This window comes from Streptomyces longispororuber, assembly GCF_014656095.1.
Classification (GTDB): domain Bacteria; phylum Actinomycetota; class Actinomycetes; order Streptomycetales; family Streptomycetaceae; genus Streptomyces; species Streptomyces longispororuber.
In genome coordinates this window covers 1-18,857 of the sequence record NZ_BNBT01000015.1, presented here as the reverse complement: position 1 = coordinate 18,857, position 18,857 = coordinate 1, and the positions used below count along the sequence as shown (strand labels likewise).

General features: G+C 73.1%; 17 protein-coding genes and 1 pseudogene. 13 read left to right on the top strand and 5 right to left on the bottom strand.

Annotated features, from left to right (window positions below):
* Positions 1-29 precede the first annotated feature (29 nt).
* From IE330_RS07745 to IE330_RS07700, 10 genes are all read left to right on the top strand, one after another.
* A complete protein-coding gene (locus IE330_RS07745) occupies positions 30-995 on the top strand; it encodes a helix-turn-helix transcriptional regulator (protein WP_190135122.1) in 966 nt (321 codons plus the stop codon).
* Positions 996-1,283: 288 nt separating this feature from the next.
* Positions 1,284-2,579 (top strand): bifunctional 3-oxoadipate enol-lactonase/4-carboxymuconolactone decarboxylase PcaDC, encoded by a 1,296-nt coding sequence (gene pcaDC, locus IE330_RS07740; protein WP_190135121.1) that lies wholly within the window; start codon positions 1,284-1,286, stop codon positions 2,577-2,579.
* A gap of 117 nt (positions 2,580-2,696) precedes the next feature.
* Positions 2,697-3,329 carry an MBL fold metallo-hydrolase gene (locus tag IE330_RS07735; RefSeq protein ID WP_190135171.1) on the top strand — a complete coding sequence of 211 codons (633 nt, stop codon included), beginning with the start codon at positions 2,697-2,699 and terminating at the stop codon, positions 3,327-3,329.
* A gap of 137 nt (positions 3,330-3,466) precedes the next feature.
* Positions 3,467-4,246 carry an exodeoxyribonuclease III gene (locus tag IE330_RS07730; RefSeq protein ID WP_190135120.1) on the top strand — a complete coding sequence of 260 codons (780 nt, stop codon included), beginning with the start codon at positions 3,467-3,469 and terminating at the stop codon, positions 4,244-4,246.
* Between the two features lie 146 nt (positions 4,247-4,392).
* Positions 4,393-4,836 carry a DUF3093 domain-containing protein gene (locus IE330_RS07725; RefSeq protein ID WP_190135119.1) on the top strand — a complete coding sequence of 148 codons (444 nt, stop codon included), beginning with the start codon at positions 4,393-4,395 and terminating at the stop codon, positions 4,834-4,836.
* Between the two features lie 140 nt (positions 4,837-4,976).
* Positions 4,977-5,417 carry a DUF6278 family protein gene (locus tag IE330_RS07720; RefSeq protein ID WP_190135118.1) on the top strand — a complete coding sequence of 147 codons (441 nt, stop codon included), beginning with the start codon at positions 4,977-4,979 and terminating at the stop codon, positions 5,415-5,417.
* A 160-nt stretch (positions 5,418-5,577) separates the two neighbouring features.
* Complete coding sequence (locus IE330_RS07715; protein ID WP_190135117.1) at positions 5,578-6,321, top strand: amino acid ABC transporter ATP-binding protein; 744 nt, start codon at positions 5,578-5,580, stop codon at positions 6,319-6,321.
* 15 nt (positions 6,322-6,336) lie between these two features.
* Positions 6,337-7,251, top strand: coding sequence for a glutamate ABC transporter substrate-binding protein (locus IE330_RS07710; RefSeq protein WP_190135116.1), 915 nt, complete (start codon positions 6,337-6,339; stop codon positions 7,249-7,251).
* 9 nt (positions 7,252-7,260) lie between these two features.
* Positions 7,261-7,905 (top strand): amino acid ABC transporter permease, encoded by a 645-nt coding sequence (locus IE330_RS07705; RefSeq protein WP_190135115.1) that lies wholly within the window; start codon positions 7,261-7,263, stop codon positions 7,903-7,905.
* On the top strand, positions 7,902-8,810 hold the full coding sequence (locus IE330_RS07700) for an amino acid ABC transporter permease (RefSeq protein WP_190135114.1): 909 nt from the start codon (positions 7,902-7,904) through the stop codon (positions 8,808-8,810). The genes IE330_RS07705 and IE330_RS07700 overlap by 4 nt, the downstream gene beginning before the upstream one ends.
* A 36-nt stretch (positions 8,811-8,846) precedes the next feature.
* Here IE330_RS07700 and IE330_RS07695 read toward each other — a convergent pair whose 3' ends face one another.
* From IE330_RS07695 to IE330_RS38775, 3 genes and pseudogenes are all read right to left on the bottom strand, one after another.
* Positions 8,847-10,481, bottom strand: a complete 1,635-nt coding sequence (locus IE330_RS07695; protein ID WP_190135113.1) for an alpha/beta fold hydrolase — start codon at positions 10,479-10,481, stop codon at positions 8,847-8,849.
* Between the two features lie 164 nt (positions 10,482-10,645).
* Positions 10,646-11,842 carry a L,D-transpeptidase gene (locus IE330_RS07690; RefSeq protein ID WP_190135112.1) on the bottom strand — a complete coding sequence of 399 codons (1,197 nt, stop codon included), beginning with the start codon at positions 11,840-11,842 and terminating at the stop codon, positions 10,646-10,648.
* A gap of 139 nt (positions 11,843-11,981) precedes the next feature.
* A pseudogene (locus IE330_RS38775) lies at positions 11,982-12,505 on the bottom strand (hypothetical protein).
* A 104-nt stretch (positions 12,506-12,609) separates the two neighbouring features.
* Here IE330_RS38775 and ggt point away from each other — a divergent pair.
* Positions 12,610-14,496: a gamma-glutamyltransferase gene (ggt, locus tag IE330_RS07680; RefSeq protein WP_190135111.1), complete on the top strand. Its 1,887-nt coding sequence runs from the start codon at positions 12,610-12,612 to the stop codon at positions 14,494-14,496.
* 144 nt (positions 14,497-14,640) lie between these two features.
* Here the strand turns inward: ggt and map are convergent, their stop codons facing one another.
* Positions 14,641-15,408, bottom strand: a complete 768-nt coding sequence (gene map, locus IE330_RS07675; protein WP_190135110.1) for a type I methionyl aminopeptidase — start codon at positions 15,406-15,408, stop codon at positions 14,641-14,643.
* Between the two features lie 48 nt (positions 15,409-15,456).
* Here map and IE330_RS07670 point away from each other — a divergent pair, with 48 nt between their 5' ends.
* Positions 15,457-15,708: a helix-turn-helix domain-containing protein gene (locus IE330_RS07670; protein WP_190135109.1), complete on the top strand. Its 252-nt coding sequence runs from the start codon at positions 15,457-15,459 to the stop codon at positions 15,706-15,708.
* Here IE330_RS07670 and IE330_RS07665 read toward each other — a convergent pair.
* The gene (locus tag IE330_RS07665; protein ID WP_190135108.1) at positions 15,629-16,861 is read right to left on the bottom strand and encodes a Cmx/CmrA family chloramphenicol efflux MFS transporter; all 1,233 of its coding nucleotides are present in this window, start codon (positions 16,859-16,861) and stop codon (positions 15,629-15,631) included. The two genes, IE330_RS07670 and IE330_RS07665, sit on opposite strands and share 80 nt — an antisense overlap.
* A gap of 571 nt (positions 16,862-17,432) precedes the next feature.
* On the opposite strand from IE330_RS07665, the gene IE330_RS07660 reads away from it, so the two are divergent.
* Positions 17,433-18,836, top strand: a complete 1,404-nt coding sequence (locus tag IE330_RS07660; RefSeq protein ID WP_190135107.1) for a hypothetical protein — start codon at positions 17,433-17,435, stop codon at positions 18,834-18,836.
* The last annotated feature ends 21 nt before the right edge of the window (positions 18,837-18,857 follow it).

The following is an 18,857-nucleotide window of genomic DNA, read 5'->3' as shown; positions in this document are numbered from 1 at the left end:
TGTCTCCGCGAGGTCAAGGAGCCTCCACCATGGAAGCGTTCGACTTCGACAGCGACAGCCTCGAACTCACCGAGGAGTTCCTCAGCAGGGTCTACACCAGAATGCACCTCCGCAGCGACACCGAGCACACCCGTATCCACGTCACCCGCGACGTGCTGGGCCAACTCGCCCTGGACCGGCTGGACGTCACCTACGGCATGGCGCACCAGGCGGAGCCCATCGGCAAGATCCTGGTGTGCAGCGTGCACTCCGGCGGCATCGTCCGGCAGTACTTCCCCAACGGCGACGAGGGCACCTTCGGCCCCGGAGACCTCTTCCTGTACACCCCCCACAACCGGTCCTACGAGGGCGTCATCCACCACGCCCGCTACGACATCCTCACCCTCGAACCGGACATCCTGTCGAAGGTGGCCGCCGCCTCCCCCGGCCGTACCCCCGACCGCGTCCGGCTCACCGATGACAAGCCGGTCTCACCCGCGGCCGGCCGCCACCTCAAGCGCGCCATGAGCTACCTGCTGCAGTCCGTCCGCGGCCGGTCCGACACGCCCCAGCACGATCTGTTCGCCTCCACTGCCTGCCAGTACGTGGCAGCCGGCGTCCTCAACACGTTTCCCAGCAACGCGCTGACCGACCCCACGATCGAGGACCGCCACGACGCCCACCCGGCCACCCTCCGGCGAGCCGTCGCCTTCATCGACGAGCACGCCCACACCGACATCAGCGTGGCCGACATCGCGGCCGCCGTGTCCGTCAGCATCCGAACCCTGCAACTCGCCTTCCGCCGCCACATGAACACCACGCCGATGAGCTACCTGCGCAGGACCCGCCTCGCCCACGCCCACGCCGACCTGATGGCCGCCGACGCCACCACGGGCGTCACCGTCGCCGCGGTCGCCACCCGTTGGGGCTTCCACCAGCCCTACCGGTTCACCCGCACCTACCACGCCGCGTACGGCCGCACACCCCAACAGACCCTCCGGGACCACCACGCGTGAGCTTGACCCTGTCAGGGGTCTTCAGGACGCGGATGACCAGCGCGCCGAGCACGGCATGAGACGGTGGTGAACACGATCGAGCCGCCCTCGGACATCAGCGGCTGAACACCGACCTGATCCGCGAGGTGCTGCCCTGCATGGCCGAGGGCGCCGTCCTGGCGCCGACCTGTGAGGGTACGGCGGAGGGGCGAGTGTGAGCCAGGCGGTTCACCAGTCGCGAGCGGGGCACGGTCCGCTAGGTTCACCCCGGCGATGTGACGTCTCGTGACAGATGAGAGGGTCTGGCGGGTGAGTGAGACACCGTTGAACACCCTGCAATACCGCGCTGACGGGCCAGAAGACGCTCCGGTCCTGGTCCTGGGTCCCTCACTGGGCACCACATGGCACATGTGGGACCGGCAGGTCCCCGAGTTGAGCAGACACTGGCGGGTCCTCCGCTTCGACATGCCGGGACACGGCGGCGCCCCCGCGCACCCCGGGCACTCCGTCGGCGAGCTCGCCGCCCGGGTGCTCGCCACGCTCGACGACGCCGGCGTGCAGCGCTTCGGCTACGCGGGCTGCTCGCTCGGCGGCGCCATCGGCGCCGAGCTCGCCCTCCGCAACCCCCACCGGGTCGCCTCGCTCGCGCTCATCGCCACCTCGCCGCGGTTCGGCACCGCCGACGAGTGGCGCCAGCGCGGGGTGATCATCCGTACCAACGGCCTCGACCCCATCGCCCGGACCTCGCCCGAGCGCTGGTTCACGCCCGGCTTCGCCGCCGCCCAGCCCGCCATCACCGACTGGGCCGTCCAGATGGTCCGCACCACCGACCCCGGCTGCTACATCGCCGCCTGCGAGGCCCTCGCGGCCTTCGACATCCGCGCCGAGCTCGGCAGCATAGGGGTTCCCACGCTCGTCCTGGTCGGCTCCGAGGACCAGGTGACCGGCCAGGGCGAGGCCCGCACCCTCGTCGCGGGCATCCCCGACGCCCGCCTCGCCGTCGTGCCCGGCGCCTCCCACCTCGCCCCGGTGGAGCAGCCCGGCGCGGTCACCGACCTCCTGGTCCGCCACTTCTCCAGCGCCTGGCAGGCCGCGCCGGACCTCGGCGCGACCGGGCAGCACGCGATCGCGGCGCCGCCCGTCAAGCCCGTCCTAGCGCCGCCGCCCGCCGCCCCGGCCACCGCGTCCACGGCGGTGGCCCAGCCCGAGGCGACGGCCGCCCGGCCCGACGCGTACGCGACCGGCATCAAGGTGCGCCGCGAGGTGCTCGGCGACGCGCACGTCGACCGGGCCCTGGCCGGCGCCGACGAGTTCTCCGGCGACTTCCAGGACCTCGTCACCCGCTTCGCCTGGGGCGAGGTCTGGAGCCGCCCCGGCCTCGACCGCCGCACCCGGAGCTGCGTCACGCTCACCGCGCTCGTCGCGGGCGGCCACCAGGAGGAGCTCGCCTTCCACGTCCGCGCCGCGCTGCGCAACGGCCTCACCCCGGCCGAGATCAAGGAGGTGCTGCTCCAGGCGGCGGTGTACTGCGGCGTGCCCGCGGCCAACACCGCCTTCCGGGTCGCGCAGGCCGTGATCCGCGAGGAGACGACTCCCCAGGAGTAGCGACCGTCCGCCCGCGCAGCCGCGCCGCACCCGGACGGAACCACAATGGGACAAAACGGGCCGAATCGATCCGGATGCGGCCCCGTCGACGAAGAAGGAGCCATGGCGACCACCGGTATCAAGCTCACGAAGCAGTCCCACGCGTGCGTGCGCCTCGACAAGGCGGGGCGGTCCCTCGTCATCGACCCGGGCGGGTTCGGCGAGGCGGACGCGGCGGTCGGCGCCGACGCGATCCTGATCACGCACGAGCACCCCGACCACTTCGACGAGAGCCGTCTGCGCGTCGCCATGGAGGCGGACCCGGCGACCGAGATCTGGACGCTGGCCGCCGTCGCCGACCAGGTCGCGGCGGCCTTCCCGGGCCGGGTGCACCGGGTCGGCCACGGCGACACGTTCGAGGCGGCCGGGTTCTCCGTCCAGGTCCACGGCGAGCTGCACGCCGTCATCCACCCGGACCTGCCGCGCGTCACGAACGTCGGCTACCTGGTCGACGGCTCCGTCTTCCACCCCGGCGACGCCCTCACCGTCCCCGACCACCCCGTGGACGTCCTCCTGGCGCCCGTGATGGCGCCGTGGAACAAGATCGCCGAGGTCATCGACTACGTCCGCGAGGTCGCGCCGCGGCGCGCGTACGACGTGCACGACGCGCTGCTCACGGACCTCGCGCGGCCCATCTACGACGGCCACATCGGCCGCCTCGGGGGCGCCGAGCACGTGCGGCTCGCACCCGGCGAGTCGGCCGAGCTGTGACCGTGACCGGCCGTGGCCGTGTCCGGCCGTGCCCGGCCGTGCCCGTGCCCCACCGCGGGCGTGACCGGATGTGACCGCGACCGGCTGTGACCTGCACGGATCGATGACTGTCGGACCCGGCGGGTAGGTTGTCCGTCATGCGCATCGCCACCTGGAACGTGAACTCGATCACCGCTCGCCTCCCGCGGCTCCTCGCCTGGCTGGAGAAGAGCGGTACGGACGTCCTGTGCGTCCAGGAGACCAAGTGCGGCGCCGAGCAGTTCCCCACCGAGGCCCTGCGCGAGCTGGGCTACGAGTCGGCGGTCAACGCCGACGGCCGGTGGAACGGCGTCGCGCTGCTCTCCCGCGTCGGCCTTCAGGACGTCACCGTCGGCCTGCCCGGCGGCCCCGACTACGACGGCGTCCAGGAGCCCCGGGCCGTCTCGGCCACCTGCGGCCCCGCGCGCGTCTGGTCGGTCTACGTGCCGAACGGCCGCGAGGTCGACCACGCGCACTACGCGTACAAGCTCCAGTGGTTCGAGGCCCTCAGGGCGGCCGTCGCCGGCGACGCGGGCGGCTCCCGCCCCTTCGCCGTCCTCGGGGACTACAACGTCGCGCCGACGGACGACGACGTCTGGGACCTCGCCCAGTTCGACGGCGCCACCCACGTCACCCCCGCCGAGCGCGCCGCCCTCGCCGCCCTGCGCGAGACGGGCCTCACGGACGTCGTCCCGCGCCCCCTCAAGTACGACCACCCCTTCACGTACTGGGACTACCGCCAGCTCTGCTTCCCCAAGAACAAGGGCATGCGCATCGACCTCGTCTACGGCAACGAGGCGTTCTCCCAGGCCGTGACGGACGCCTACGTGGACCGCGAGGAGCGCAAGGGCAAGGGCGCCTCCGACCACGCCCCGGTCGTGGTGGACCTCGACCTCTGAGGCCCCGGCCCCGGCCACGGTCCCTGAGCCCCCGGGCCACGGCGGCGCCCGCCCGCGCGCCGGGCGCCGCCAACTCCCGCCGCCCGCCGGGCGGAACGCCCGGCCCCCCGCTCCCGCGCCCCGAAGGCCTTTGCCAGGATGGGCCCATGCATCTTTACGATGAGCGCCTGAGCGTTCCGGCCGCGTGGTGGTTCCTCGTCGTGCTCGGCGGCGGGCTGTTCGCCGGACTGCTGCTGCCGTTCGGCCCCGTGGCCGCCGGGTGCGGACTGCTCCTCGTCGTCGCCGTCTTCGGCCCGCTGGTGCACCGGTACGGCTCGGCGCGCATCGTCGTGACGCCGGGCACGCTCGTGGCCGGGGACCGGGCCATCCCGATCGACGAGCTCGGGACGACCGAGATCCTCGACGAGGGCGAGGCCTTCGAGTGGCGCACCCGCAAGGCGAACGCCTACGCGCACCTGCTGCTGCGCAGTTACGTGCCGACCGCGCTGCGCGTGGAGCTGCGGGGTCCGCACCACCGGGCGCCGTATCTGTACCTGTCCACGCGCCGTCCCATGAACCTGGCCACCATCCTGGCCTTCACCCGCCGCTGAGGACGCGCGGCCCGTGCCCTGGGCAACACGGGAGCCACGTGGAGCGATTCACCTGATTCCGTGATCAACTGCCGCAAGATACATTCCTGGGAACGCGGATCCGCCGTCCGAACGCCCGGCGCCCCACGGAGAGGCTGATCATGAACATTCCGTTCCTGGACAAGTGGCGCAAGCGGCACGCGAGCGAGCCGGGGCCGAGGCTCGCCGCGGCCTTCGAGGCCGATCCGGACGAGATGGCCGAGCTGTTCTCGGAGTGCGAGCTGCTGCGCTCCCAGGCCGCGCGCGCCGGGCTCGAACTGGACGACAGCCCGGCCTCGTTGGCGGCCCTCGACCAGCTCACGCCGCGCTGGCGCGACGACCCCGAGACCCTTCCCTGGCTCGGCAACGACGCGGGCCTCTACCTCGGCACGGTCATCGTGCGCACCGTGCCCGGCGCCGCGTGGCACGTCCTGCCCGGCGGCGACCCGGTGGTCCGGCTCGCCTCGGGCCGCGAGCTCCCGGTGGTCGAGGCGGGCCTCGACTGGGCCGTGCAGGGCACCCCCGAACTGTCGCAGACGTACGCCGAGGCGTCCGAGGCGTAGCCCCGGCGCCCCGGCCGAGCCCTGGCCACGCCTTCACGCAACGGGCCCGCCGACGTCGCAAATACGGTTAATGGCCATCAGTGCGTGTCGTCCCGAAAGTGCCGTTTTGCCCTGAGTAGGTTGCGCGGACCGACACCGCTGAGAGTGGGCAGGTCCGGCCATGACCGTCGATCCGTTGATCGAGCTGCGTGACGTGAACAAGTACTACGGCGAGCTGCATGTCCTGCGGGACATCGACCTCACCGTCGGCAAGGGGGAGGTGGTCGTGGTCATCGGCCCCTCGGGGTCGGGGAAGTCGACGCTCTGCCGGACGATCAACCGGCTCGAGACGATCCAGTCCGGCAGCATCCGCCTCGACGGGCAGCCGCTGCCCGACGAGGGCAAGGCCCTCGCCCGGCTGCGCGCCGAAGTCGGCATGGTGTTCCAGTCGTTCAACCTCTTCGCGCACAAGTCCGTGCTGCAGAACGTCTCCCTGGCCCAGATCAAGGTCAGGGGCCGCAAGAGGGAGGAGGCGGACCAGCGCTCCCGCGCGCTCCTGGAGCGGGTCGGGCTCGCCGCGCACGCCGAGAAGTACCCGGCGCAGCTCTCCGGCGGCCAGCAGCAGCGCGTGGCCATCGCCCGCGCCCTCGCCATGGACCCCAAGGTCATGCTCTTCGACGAGCCGACCTCCGCGCTCGACCCCGAGATGATCAACGAGGTCCTCGACGTCATGCGGCAACTGGCGCGCGACGGCATGACCATGGTCGTCGTCACCCACGAGATGGGCTTCGCGCGCTCGGCCGCCAACCGCGTCGTGTTCATGGCCGACGGCCGCGTCATCGAGGACCGCGCCCCCGAGGACTTCTTCACCCGCCCGGAGAGCGACCGGGCCAAGGACTTCCTCTCCAAGATCCTCAAGCACTGACCGGGGGAACGGCCCATGCGTACGACACGTCTCCTCGGGGCGCTGACGGCCCTCGCGCTCGGCGCGCTCGCCACCGCCGCCTGTGGCAAGGACGGCAGCCCCCCGACCAAGGGCCCCGCGCCCTCCGAACTGCCCCGCTACCGCGTCGCCGAGGACTTCGCGCTGCCGGGGTCCGGCACCTGGCGCAAGGCCGCAAGCCGCGGCCACTTCGTCGTCGGCGCCAAGGAGGACCAGCCCTACCTCGGTGAGAAGGACCCGGCGAGCGGCCGCTACTCGGGGTTCGACATCGAGATCGCCAAGATGGTCTCCGCCTCGCTCGGCCTGGACCCGAAGGGCATCACCTTCAAGACCATCGCCTCCGCCAACCGCGAGACCGCCCTGCAGAACGGGCAGATCGACTACTACGTCGGCACCTACACCATCAACGACAACCGCAAGAAGCTCGTCGGCTTCGCCGGCCCCTACTACATGGCCGGCCAGGGCCTGCTCGTACGCCACGACGAGGACGGCATCAAGGGCCCCGGGGACCTCGACGGCAAGCGCGTCTGCTCCGCCGCGGGCTCCACCCCGTACCAGCGCATCCAGCAGGACCACCCGAAGGCCACGCTCGTCGCGTACGACACGTACTCGGTGTGCGTGGACAACCTGCTGACCTACCAGGTCGACGCGGTCACCACCGACGACGCGATCCTCATCGGCTACGCGGCCAAGGTCCCCGACGAGCTGAAGGTCGTCGGCAAGCCCTTCTCGAAGGAGCCCTACGGCATCGGCGTGCCCCGCGGCGACAACGCGCTGCGGCTGGCGATCGACGACGCGCTCGCCGCGCGCGAGAAGAACGGCGACTGGAAGAGGGCCTACGACGCGACGCTCGGCCTGTCCGGGGTCCCCGCGCCGAAACCGCCCGCCATCGACCGCTACCCGGCGAGCTGAGGAGGCGTCGTGGACGTACTGACGGACAACTTCTCCACCTACGGCGAGGGCTTCCTCGGCACCGTCGAACTCACCGTGTTCGCCTCGCTCCTGGCGCTCGCGCTCGGCTTCGTCATGGCCTCCTTCCGGGTGGCGCCCGTCGGGTCCCTGCGGGCGTTCGGCGCGGCGTGGGTGGCGGTGCTGCGCAACACGCCGCTGACCCTGCTGTTCTTCGCCGTGCTGCTCGGCCTGCCGCGCTTCGGCCTCGTGCTGCCCTTCAAGGTGTTCGCCGTCCTCGCGCTCGGCTGCTACACCTCGGCCTTCATCTGCGAGGCGCTGCGCTCCGGCATCAACACCGTGCCCAAGGGGCAGGGGGAGGCCGCCCGCAGCCTCGGCATGACGTTCGGGCAGACCCTCTCCCAGGTGGTGCTGCCGCAGGCCTTCCGCTCGGTCATCCCGCCGGTCGGCTCCACCCTCATCGCGCTGGCCAAGAACTCCGCCATCGCGGGCGCGTTCAGCGTCACCGAGCTGCTCGGCACGTACAAGACGCTCAGCGAACTCGGCTACGACATCATCTGGACCTTCCTCTGGATCGCCCTCGGCTACCTCATCATCACCCTCACCATCAGCGCCGTCTTCACCGTCCTGGAGAAGCGCTGGGGAGTCGCCCGATGACCGCCACCGCCCCCGCCGACGAAGCCACCGCCCTCTACGACATCCCGGGCCCGCGGACCCGCAGGAGGCACCGGCTCTACGGTGTCCTGTCCACCGCCGTCCTCCTCGGACTGCTCGCCTGGATCCTCTACCTGCTGTTCGACACCGACCAGTTCACCCACACCAAGTGGACGCCGTTCCAGTACGAGGGCATCCAGGAGCTGCTGCTGCGCGGGCTCGGCAACACGCTCAAGGCGTTCGCCGTGGCCGCCGTGCTCTCGCTGGCGCTCGGCGCGCTGCTCGCCACCGGCCGGCTCTCCGACCACCGCCCGGTCCGCTGGCTGGCCGCGCTGTTCGTGGAGTTCTTCCGGGCCATGCCCGTACTCGTGATGATCTTCTTCGTCTTCGTGGCGCTGAAGGTCCAGCCGCTGCCGGCGCTGGTCGCCGGGCTCACGCTCTACAACGGCTCCGTGCTCGCCGAGGTGTTCCGCTCCGGCGTCAACTCCGTCGAGCGCGGACAAAGGGAGGCCGCCTACGCGCTGGGCATGAGAAAGACCCAGGTCATGTCGTACGTCCTGGTGCCACAGGCCGTGCGGGCCATGCTGCCCGCCATCATCAGCCAACTGGTCGTGGCCCTGAAGGACACCTCGCTCGGTTATCTGATCACCTATGAGGAGTTCCTCCACGCCGGGAAGCTGATCGCGTCGAACCTCGACTACGATTTGCCTTTCATCCCCGTGGTCATGGTGATCTCACCGATCTACATCGGGATGTGCATGCTGCTGTCGTGGTTCGCCTACTGGGTGTCCAAGCGCCAGCGGCGCAGTCCCAAGACGGAGGCCGTGGACGTCGCCCCGGCCGAACCAGGGACGCTGCTGCCGGGAGGGTACCCACCAGGGCCCCCGCCCCATCGGGGTGCGCAGTAGCTCGAAGGGCCAGGCCCGCCCGGCAGCAGCCGGAGATCACTGCTCGCGCAGGGGGATCGACACGTACGACGGGTCGGTCCGCGGCGAGGAGAAGGTCAGCTGCGCGCCGGTCGGGTTGTGCTCGACGTAGAGCGGGTCGACCGTGTCGACCACCAGGGCGAGCCGGTGCCCGGCCGGGACGTCGTAGGCCGTGGAGAACAGCTCCAGGTCCACGGCGAACGGCTCACCGGGGGTCTTGCCGTGGAAGGTGTACGGCGCGCTGCTGACCAGCTTGCCGAGGCCGAGCGGGCCCACGTCGTAGAGGTAGGCGACGAGGGTGCCGCTCTCCTTGGTTCCGGTGACCGTGGTGTGCAGCTTCGCCGTGCCGCGCACGCGCTGCGGCCGCTCGGAGCGCGGTGACTGCCACACGGCCGCGTACCGGCGCGGCAGCAGCGGGATCGACGCCGTCGGCGGCAGCTTCAGGAACTGGTCCAGGGCGTTGGAGAGCAGCACGGTGCCGCCGTTGGCCCCGGAGTCCACGTTCGCGCGGACCGTGTGGGTGCCACCCAGCTCCATCTCGCGCTGGACGGCGCCCACCGACTTCCAGTCCGGGTAGCCCTCGTAGCCGCCCGTCGAGCGGGACATGAGCTGCACGGGCTGCTCCTGGTCGATGCCGTTCCGCTCGCCCTTCAGATGGCGGTCGAACCACCGCCGGGTGTGCGACCAGGTGTCGTTGGGCAGCCCCAGCAGGCCCGTCACCTCGGCCGTGGCGTGGTCGCCGGGGCGGAACTCCAGGCGCTTGGGGCCCTTGAGCTTCTCGTAGAAGGCGGCGTACCCGTTGGGCGGGAAGATGGTGTCGCCCCAGGCGTTGGCGAGGAAGACCGCGGTGCCGTGGGCGTTGATGCGGTCCAGGTAGGTCACGGGGGAGCGCTTGGCGCCCCAGGCGACCATCTCGTCCTCCTGGTCGAGGTTCGAGGCGAGGAAGTCCTTCAGGACCCGCCGCAGTTCGGCGCTCGGGCGGCCGGTGAGCGCGCCCGCGCCGCCGAGCAGCGCGGCCGCCTGGACGTGCTGGGTACGGCCGCTGTAGATGGAGCCGACGAGGTCGCCCCAGCCGCTGAGCGCGGCGACCGCCTTGACGCGCTTGTCGTGCGCGGCGGCCAGCAGGCTGATGCCCGCGCCGTAGCTGACGCCCGCCATGCCGACCTTGTCCGGGTCGGACGGGGTGTTCTCCAGCGTCCAGTCGATGACCCGGGAGGCGTCCGCGATGTCCTCGGGGCCGCCGACCTCGATCTCGCCGCCGGACTGCCAGAAGCCGCGCGAGTTGTAGCTGACCACCACATAGCCCGTGTCGGCCAGCTTCTTGGCCTGCGCGAGGTACTCGATCTGCGGCACGGCCCAGCTCGTGGGCAGCACCACGACCGGGTGGACGGCGCCGGGGCCGGCCCCCTCGGGGGTGACGACGTTGGCCTTCAGGACGGTGCCGCCGTCGCCGGGGATGTCGACGAAGCGCACCCCCGACGAGGCCGACACGGCCGCCGTCGCGCCTGGCACGGCCGCCGGGGAGGCCGCGGGCGCCGACGGCGGGGGCGCCGCGTGGGCCACGTGGGCGGGGCCGAGCGCGGCACCGGCGAGCAGGGCGGTGGAGACGGCCCCCGCGGCCAGCGGCCGCAGGGACGGGTGGGGGTCTCTCACGGGTCACCTCTCACTGCTGGGGCACTTCCCACCGCTGCACGTGGTGGGAGTGCCGGAAGTGCAAAGTGACCGAACGGTAACCGCGAATGTTTACCAGGGGTAACCCTTCAGTAAGTTACGCCCCGGTAACGATTGTTGACACCGCTGTCAGCGCAAGAGGCCCGTCACAGCGCGCTCTTGGCCTGCCAGTCCGCCCAGGAGAGGTTCCACTCGCCGAAGCCGTTGCCCGGGTCCGGCGTGCCCTTGGAGCCGTTGCCGGAGACCTCGAACGGGTCGCCGATCTGGGCCTGGCCGTACAGCCACGCGGCGTTGCCGGTGCTCATGCCGACGCAGCCGGAGCTGTGGTTGGTGTTGCCGAAGTACGCCGCGTTCCAGGGCGCCGCGTGCGCGTACATGCCCGACCAGGTCAGGCGCATCGAGTAGTCGACCATCTTGTCGTAGCTGTCGCCGAGGCCGACGGTCTCGGAGCGCATGTTGATCGTGCCCTCCTTGGACATCAGGACCGACGTGCCGCCCCAGGAGGCCTTCTCGCCGCCGGGCGTGCCCGCGGACATCGGGAGGGTCCTGACGGTCCTGCCGTCGCGGGTCAGCGTCGCGGTCTTGGCGTCCAGGTCGACCTTGACCACCTGGTTCCTGCCGACGGTCATCGCCGTGTCGTAGTCGCGGACGAACCAGCCGCCGCCGGACCCGGAGTCGACGCCGTTGAGCCGGGCGTCCAGGGTCACCTTCGTGCCGGACTTCCAGTACTCCTTGGGGCGCCAGTCCACGCGGTCCCTGCCGTCGTAGTTCTTGATCCAGCCCCAGGAGCCGACGGTGTCGTTCGACGTCTTGACCTTGAGGTTCTTCTCGACCTCCGCCTTGTTCGCGACGGGGTGGTCGAAGACGATCGACAGGGGCTGGGCGACACCGACGGTCTTGACGTTGCGGCCGGGGGTGATGGTGACCTTGTTGACCTTCTCGGGCGCCGCCGTCGCGAACTTCCCGCCGGCCTCGCCGCCCCCGTCCGTCGTGGCGCGCACGGTGTAGCTGGTGCCGGGCGCGGCCTTGCGCGCCGAGGTCCAGCCGCGGCCGTCGGCCGAGATCTTCCCGGCGAGCCGGGTGCCCTCGGCGTCGGCGACCGTCACGTCCTTCAGCTTGGCGTCCGCGGACGTCAGCTTCACGGTGACCGGGACGCCCGCCTTCGCCTGCTGCCCGGTGAGGTTCACGGCGATCTTCGGCTTCTCGGCCTTGGCCGCGCCGTCACCGGAGCCGCCGCCGGAGCAGGCGGTCAGGGCGGCCGCCAGGGCCGCGGTGCCCGCCACGGCCGCGTGCCGGGTGCGTAGGGGGCGGCGGCTGGGGCTCAGGGACCTGCGGGACCTCAAGGGAAACTACCTCCGTGCGGATGTTCACTGCCTGCCCGGGGAGAGAGGGCGGAAGGTCCGCTTCGGTTGCCCGATGGCCGGAAATCGCCGACTACGTCACAGTGGCGCCGTACGCGGCATGCGTAACGTGGGCGCGCGCTCACTTGGCGCGATGGGAGGCACGCCCGGCCGGCGCCGGTATCGGCTCCCGCGCGGCCCGGGTCACGTCCTCGACCAGCTCCACCACGTCCGGGCCGTGGGCCTGGGAGTGCACCACCTTCAGGAGCAGCACGAAGGAGGCGTTGCCGTGCTTGCGGGCGAGGCGCTGGTGGTGGCGGGCCAGCGGGTCGCGGCCTGGTTGGTGATCGCGCGCTGGCCGCAGAAGAGGAACACCGGCCGCGCCTCCTGCCCGGCGGTGAGCCCCCGGCCCTGCACCGGCGCATGGCCGCGCACATGCACTCGCTGCTGCCCGGCGTACGCGTCAACGCCGACCCGGAGCCGGGCCCCGACCGCGGCGCCGCGGTCGACCACCAGCAGCGACTCGGCGTGCTCGGGCAGCCCGAGGAAGGCCCGCTTGCGTCCGAGCCTGTGCCGCGCCAGGTACGCACGGACGTACAGGGCCGGGGCGGCGCCGACGGCGGCCGCGCCCGGGCCGAGGGCGATGAGGCGTACGTCTTCCGTCATGGGCGGGCATGCTGGCGGCCGGAGGAGGCCGCCACGGCCGGTGCCGTGGCGGGTCCGGTGGCCTGAAGTTACGCTGCGCGGACGGTCGTTGACTGGAGGTGCTCATGCGGCATGACGTGGTACGCAATCTGACGCTGTTGGCGGTCGGCGGGGTGTTGGTGACGGTCGGTGCGGCCGCGCCCCCTTCGCCTTCGCGCACAGCGGAACCGGGCACGGCGGCCGCATCGGTCACGCGGGCCGAAGCGGGACCGAGAGCGGACGCCGCCGCGGCCACGGCGGCCGGGCGGACCCCGCCCAAGGTGCCGGAGGCCGTTGGCTACGGGGGAGCGGTCGCGAGCGTCGACGCGGACGCCTCCGCCGCGGGCATCGAGGTGCTGCGCAAGGGCGGCAACGCCGTGGACGCGGCCGTCGCCACGGCCGCCGCGCTCGGCGTCACCGAGCCGTACTCGGCGGGCGTCGGCGGCGGCGGGTACTTCGTGTACTACGACGCGAAGTCCCGCACCGTGCACACGATCGACGGGCGCGAGACGGCGCCGCGCACCGCCGACGCGGACCTGTTCCTGGAGGACGGCAAGCCGCTGCCGTTTGCGCAGGCCCAGACGAGCGGCCTCGGCGTCGGCACGCCGGGCACGCCCGCCACCTGGGAGGCCGCGGTCGACCGGTGGGGCAGCAAGCGGCTCGGGACGCTCCTGAAGCCCGCCGAGCGGCTCGCCCGCGACGGCTTCACGGTGGACAAGACCTTCCGCGCGCAGACCGAGTCGAACGAGGAGCGGTTCCGGGACTTCCCGGACACGGCGAAGCTGTTCCTGCCGGGCGGCGAGCTGCCGGTGGTCGGCTCCACGTTCAAGAACCCCGACCTGGCCCGCACCTACGCCGAGCTGCGGCGCGAGGGCGTCGACGCGCTGTACCGCGGGGACATCGGCAGGGACTTCGTCCGCACCGTCAACAAGCCGCCGGTGGACCCGGACTCCGGCCGTAATGCGCGCCCCGGCGACCTGTCGATGAAGGACCTGCGCGCCTACGGGGTGAAGCACCAGGCCCCCACGAAGACCACCTACCGAGGCCTCGGCGTCTACTCGATGGCGCCGTCCTCCTCCGGCGGCACGACCGTCGGCGAGGCCCTCAACATCCTGGAGCGCGGTGACCTGTCACGCGTGAGCCAGGCGCGCTACCTGCACCGCTTCATCGAGGCGAGCCGCGTCGCGTTCGCCGACCGGGGGCGCTGGGTGGGCGACCCCGCCTTCGCGGACGTGCCCACCCGGGAACTGCTCTCGCAGCGGTTCGCCGACTCCCGGGCCTGCCTCATCAAGGACGACGCGGTGCTCAAGAGCCCGGTCGCGCCCGGCGACCCGCGCGACCCCGTCCCCTGCGGGAAGGGCGGCAAGGCGGCCCCGACGACGTACGAGGGCGAGAACACCACGCACCTGACGGCGGCCGACAAGTGGGGCAACGTCGTCGCGTACACCCTCACCATCGAGTCCACCGGCGGCAGCGGGATCACCGTGCCCGGGCGCGGCTTCCTGCTCAACAACGAGCTGACGGACTTCTCCTTCGCGCCCGCCCGGCCCGGCGTGCCCGACCCGAACCTGCCGGGGCCCGGCAAGCGGCCGCGCTCGTCGATCTCGCCGACGATCGTCCTCGACGAGCACCGCAAGCCGGTCGTCGCGCTCGGCTCGCCCGGCGGCGCGACCATCATCACGACCGTGCTGCAGACCCTGACCGGCTTCCTCGACCGCGACCTGCCGCTGGTCGACGCCATCGCGGCGCCGCGCGCGAGCCAGCGCAACGCCGCGCAGACCGAGGTGGAGCCGGGGCTGTGGGACAGCGGGCTGCGGCGCGACCTGGAGGCGCTCGGCCACTCCTTCAAGAAGAACCCGGAGATCGGGGCCGCCACCGGCGTGCAGCGGCTCCCGGGCGGGAAGTGGCTCGCGGCGGCGGAGAAGGAGCGCCGGGGCGGCGGGTCGGCGATGGTGGTGCGGCCCGCGTCGTAGCCCGTACGCCCGCCCGCGGAACGTAGAACCTCGGACGGATGCCGTTCGTCCGCCGGGCCCGTGCCGCTCAGCCGGGCGGCACGGGCCCCGTGCGTCTTCGCGGCCCACGGGGCCGCCAGGGGCTCATGACAGGACCGGCGGGACCTAGAGGGCCGTCAGGACGCGCGGGCCCGCGGTCGTGATCGCGACCGTGTGCTCCGCGTGGGCGGCGCGGCTGCCGTCGTCCGTGCGCAGCGTCCAGCCGTCCGGCGCCGCGTGGAACCCGTCCGTGCCCCCGGCGATCAGCATCGGCTCGATGGCGAGCACCATGCCGTGCCGCAGCGGCATGCCGCGGCCCGGGCGGCCCTCGTTCGGCACCGAGGGGTCCTCGTGCATCTCGCGGCCGATGCCGTGGCCGCCGAAGCCGTCGGGGATGCCGTACCCCGCGTCCCGGCAGACCGTGCCGATGGCGTGCGCGATGTCCCCGATGCGGTTGCCCACCACGGCCGCCGCGATGCCCGCCGCCAGGGCGCGCTCGGCGGTCTCGATCAGGCGTACGTCCTCGGGGCGCGGGGTGCCGACGGTGAAGCTGATCGCGGAGTCGCCCGCCCAGCCGTCCAGGACCGCGCCGAAGTCGGCGGAGAGCAGGTCCCCGTCACGCAGGCGGTAGTCGCCCGGGACGCCGTGCACGATCGCGTCGTTCACCGACGCGCACAGCGTGGCCGGGAAGGGGACCGGGGCGAACTCCGGGTGGTAGTGCAGGAACGGGGAGGTCGCGCCCGCCTCCTTGAGGACCTGGTGCGCCACCTCGTCCAGGTCGCGCAGGCGCACGCCCACGGCCGCGGCCTCCCGCACCGCGGCCAGGGCGCGCGCCACCACGCGCCCGGCCTCCCGCATCGCGTCGATCGATGAATCCGTCTTGAGCTCAACCATGCCAATTACTATACCGGTATTTGAATGGGGTCCGGGTAGGATGGGCCCATGGTGCGCACCCCTCTGACCCCTGAAGAGCGCGAGCGCGGCGAGCGGCTCGGCCGGCTGCTGCGGGAGGCGCGCGGCGAGCGGAGCATGGTGGAGGTCGCCGCGAGCGCCGGGATCTCCGCGGAGACCCTCCGCAAGATCGAGACGGGCCGGGCGCCGACGCCCGCCTTCTTCACGGTCGCGGCGCTCGCGGTGACCCTTGAGCTGTCCATGGACGAGGTGGCACGGATGTGCGCTCCGGTGCCGGTGTGACGCCCGGCCCGCGCCGGCCCGCCCGGAGCGCCGCGGCGCCCGCCGTCAGCAGCGCGAGCGCCACCAGCAGGGCGCTGACCCACAGCGGCGACCGGTAGCCGAGCCCCGCGTCGATCGCCCGGCCGCCGGCCCACGGGCCCAGGGCCGCGCCCACGTTGAACGCCGCCGTGGCGAAGGCGCCGCCCAGCGTGGGCGCCCCTGTCGCCGCGTACAGCGCACGGGCGATCAGCGTGGAGCCGACCGCGAACGACAGCGTGCCCAGGGCGAAGGTGAACGCGACGGTCGCCACCGGGTGGTGGGCGGTCAGCGCGAAGGCCGCCCAGCCCGCGAGCAGCGCCAGGGACCCGGCCACGAGCAGCGGCACCGGGCGGCGGTCGGCGACGCGCCCGCCGAGCGCGACCCCGGCGAACGAGCCGAGGCCGAACAGCGCCAGCAGCCCGGGCAGCCAGGCCTGAGAGACCCCGGTGACGTGGGTGGCGAGGGGTTCGAGGTAGGTGAAGGCGCAGAAGGTGGCGCCGTTGACCAGGGCGCCGAGCAGCAGCGTCACCAGCAGGCGCGGGGAGCGCAGGGCGCCCAGCTCCGCGCGGGCGTCGGCGGGCGCGCGGTCGGCGGTGTCCGCCGGGACGGACCGCGCGACCGCGACGACGGCGGGCAGCGACACCAGCGCCACCGCCCAGAACGCCGCGCGCCACCCCCAGACCTGGCCGAGCAGCGCGCCGCCCGGCACGCCCGCGACGCAGGCGAGGGTGGTGCCGCCGAGCAGGACCGAGGTGGCCCGGCCCTTGGCGTCCGGCGCGACCAGGCTCGTCGCGGTCGCGAGCGCCACCGCGAGGAAGCCGGCGTTGGCGAGCGCGCTCACCACGCGGGTGGCGAGCAGCACGCCGTAGCTGGTGGTGAGGGCGCCCGCCATGTGCGCGAGCAGGAACGTCACCAGGAACGCGAGCAGCGCCCGACGGCGCGACCGCATGCCGAGCACCGCCGCCAGCGGCGCCCCGACGATCATTCCCACGGCGAACGCCGAGGTCAGCGACCCGGCGGCCGGGACCGACACATCCAGGTCGGCGGCGATGTCCGACACCAGGCCGGACAGCATGAACTCGGACGTGCCCTGCGCGAACACGGCGAGACCGAGCAGATAGAGAACCAGAGGCACAGCGGGACTCCAGGGCCATGTCCGCCACGGCGTGGACGCGGTGCGGTACCGCTGGGTGTGCGGGCGCGCGGGCTGCGCGGGCTGCGCGGCAGAGCGCGGCTCACGGCGCGGCGTGCGGCACAGCACCGCACGGCTTACCGCACGGCACAGCACGGCTCACCGCACAGCGCAGCGCGACTCACGGCACGGCGTGCTCCACGGTGTGGCGGAGGGGGCGGGAAGGGGGAAGGTCCGTGGCTGCGGCGCGAAGGCGGTCCCGGGCCGGTGCGGCCGCGGAGCCCCGTGGGGCTGCGACGCGGCGTCGGCCGGATCGAACGACTCGGAAGGGGGCCACCGGAGCGCGCCGGCGGCTAGCGTCTGCTGGCCTCGGGACTGGACATGTGCGCAGACTAGCCACGCCTACCGCCGCACGTCCACGTAATTAACCAGGGCCGGGGAGCACCGTGTGCGGCCGTCCCGTGACACATCTGGTGTTATCTTCCGGACCGGCAGACTCCAGTCTCCCAGGGGGCGGTGCCCGACGATGGCAGTGGGACAACTCCCGGCACAAGTCCGGGAGTTCGCACGGTACTTGAACGAACTCCTGGCGCGCCTCGACCAGAGCGCGGGGTGGTGCGGCGTGTTCTGGTCCCGCGACCCCGACGGCATGCGGGCCTGCCTGGACGGCGCCGAGGTGCCGCCGTGGGACGTGGTGCAGGCGCTGCTCCACGACCTCGCGGCCGACGCGGGCGTGGGCGTCGCGGAGGCGGAGACCGGCCGGGCGCGGGCGCTGCACGCCGCGTCCGTGGCCGCGCACGACGACCGCCCCGGGGGCCGGGAGCTCCTCAGCGACCGGCTCGACATGATGCTCCAGGAGCAGCGCTTCGCCCAGGAACGGGAACAGGAGCTGGCCCGTTCCCTCGCGGTGGCGGCGACGCCCGAGGAGGTGGACCGCATCCGCCTGGACATGGCGTGGGTACGGGACGACCACGAGCGGGCAGCGGCACGCTGCGGCGAACTGCGCGAACGCATGGAGCGCCTGGACCGGGCCCGGGCACCCCGGTGGGTGGACTTCGGCGGCCCGCCCGCGGCCACCCCGGAGCTGCCCGCCGCGGCGGGGGAGACCCCGCCGGTCGTGCTCCCCGCGGACGAGACGCCTGCGGACGGCTTCCGCGCGGGCGCGCACGCGAGGGCGTACGGGCGGACGTACGACGCGGACGGCGGGGACGCGGACACCGACGGCGGGGGCGCGAACGCCTACGGTGCCGTGGGTGCGGACGGGGGCGTCTTCGGCGCCGACGTGGACGGGGACATGTTCGGCGCGGCCCCGGACGCGCTCGGCGTGGACGTGGGCGCCGTCGGCGCGGACACGGACGTGCGCGCAACGGATGGGGGCGTGAGCGGTACGGGCGCGGACGTGACCGGTACGGACGTGACCGGTACGGACGTGGACGCGTTCGGCCGGGGCGGCGGCGCGTACGGGGCCGCCGGTGCGCGGCCGGACGGGTACGGCGGCGGCGAGGGCGCACGGCCGGGGCCGGAGGCGTACGGCGGTGATGGTGCCGGGCCGGGTCCGTACGGCGGCGGCGACGGCACACGGCCAGGGCTGGAGGCGTACGGCGGCGCCGGTACCCGCCCAGCCCTCCACACCCCCGGCGGCACCCGCCCGGCCCTCCACACCCCCGACGCCTACGGCACAGGCACCGACACCGGCACAGGCACCGGTACCGGCCCCCCCAGCACACAGCACCCCGACACCCCAGGCAGGCCCGCCGCCGACGCGGCGGCCTACGACCTCCCCGGTCACGAGCCCGCCCACGGTCACCCGCAGGCCCCTGAGTCCCGGCCCGACACAGGGCAGGACACCGCCGAGGGGCCCGGGCGGGCCCCGGCCCCGGGGCCGGCCCCCGCGTCCGCCGAGGTGTCCGCGCGCGTCCCCGAGCAGCCCACCCGCTCCCGCCTGGGCATCCGGCGCCGCCCCCGCGGGGGCAGATAGCCCGCGGTGCGGGACATGAGC

Excerpts from the sequence above, each read along its gene's own strand:
- IE330_RS07720 (WP_190135118.1), top strand. The coding sequence starts at position 4,977 with ATGAACATTCCGTTCCTGGACAAGTGGCGCAAGCGGCACGCGAGCGAG.
- IE330_RS07715 (WP_190135117.1), top strand. The coding sequence starts at position 5,578 with ATGACCGTCGATCCGTTGATCGAGCTGCGTGACGTGAACAAGTACTAC.
- IE330_RS07700 (WP_190135114.1), top strand. The coding sequence starts at position 7,902 with ATGACCGCCACCGCCCCCGCCGACGAAGCCACCGCCCTCTACGACATC.
- IE330_RS07725 (WP_190135119.1), top strand. The coding sequence starts at position 4,393 with ATGCATCTTTACGATGAGCGCCTGAGCGTTCCGGCCGCGTGGTGGTTC.
- IE330_RS07745 (WP_190135122.1), top strand. The coding sequence starts at position 30 with ATGGAAGCGTTCGACTTCGACAGCGACAGCCTCGAACTCACCGAGGAG.
- ggt (WP_190135111.1), top strand. The coding sequence starts at position 12,610 with ATGCGGCATGACGTGGTACGCAATCTGACGCTGTTGGCGGTCGGCGGG.
- IE330_RS07670 (WP_190135109.1), top strand. The coding sequence starts at position 15,457 with ATGGTGCGCACCCCTCTGACCCCTGAAGAGCGCGAGCGCGGCGAGCGG.
- map (WP_190135110.1), bottom strand. The coding sequence starts at position 15,408 with ATGGTTGAGCTCAAGACGGATTCATCGATCGACGCGATGCGGGAGGCC.
- IE330_RS07710 (WP_190135116.1), top strand. The coding sequence starts at position 6,337 with ATGCGTACGACACGTCTCCTCGGGGCGCTGACGGCCCTCGCGCTCGGC.
- IE330_RS07730 (WP_190135120.1), top strand. The coding sequence starts at position 3,467 with ATGCGCATCGCCACCTGGAACGTGAACTCGATCACCGCTCGCCTCCCG.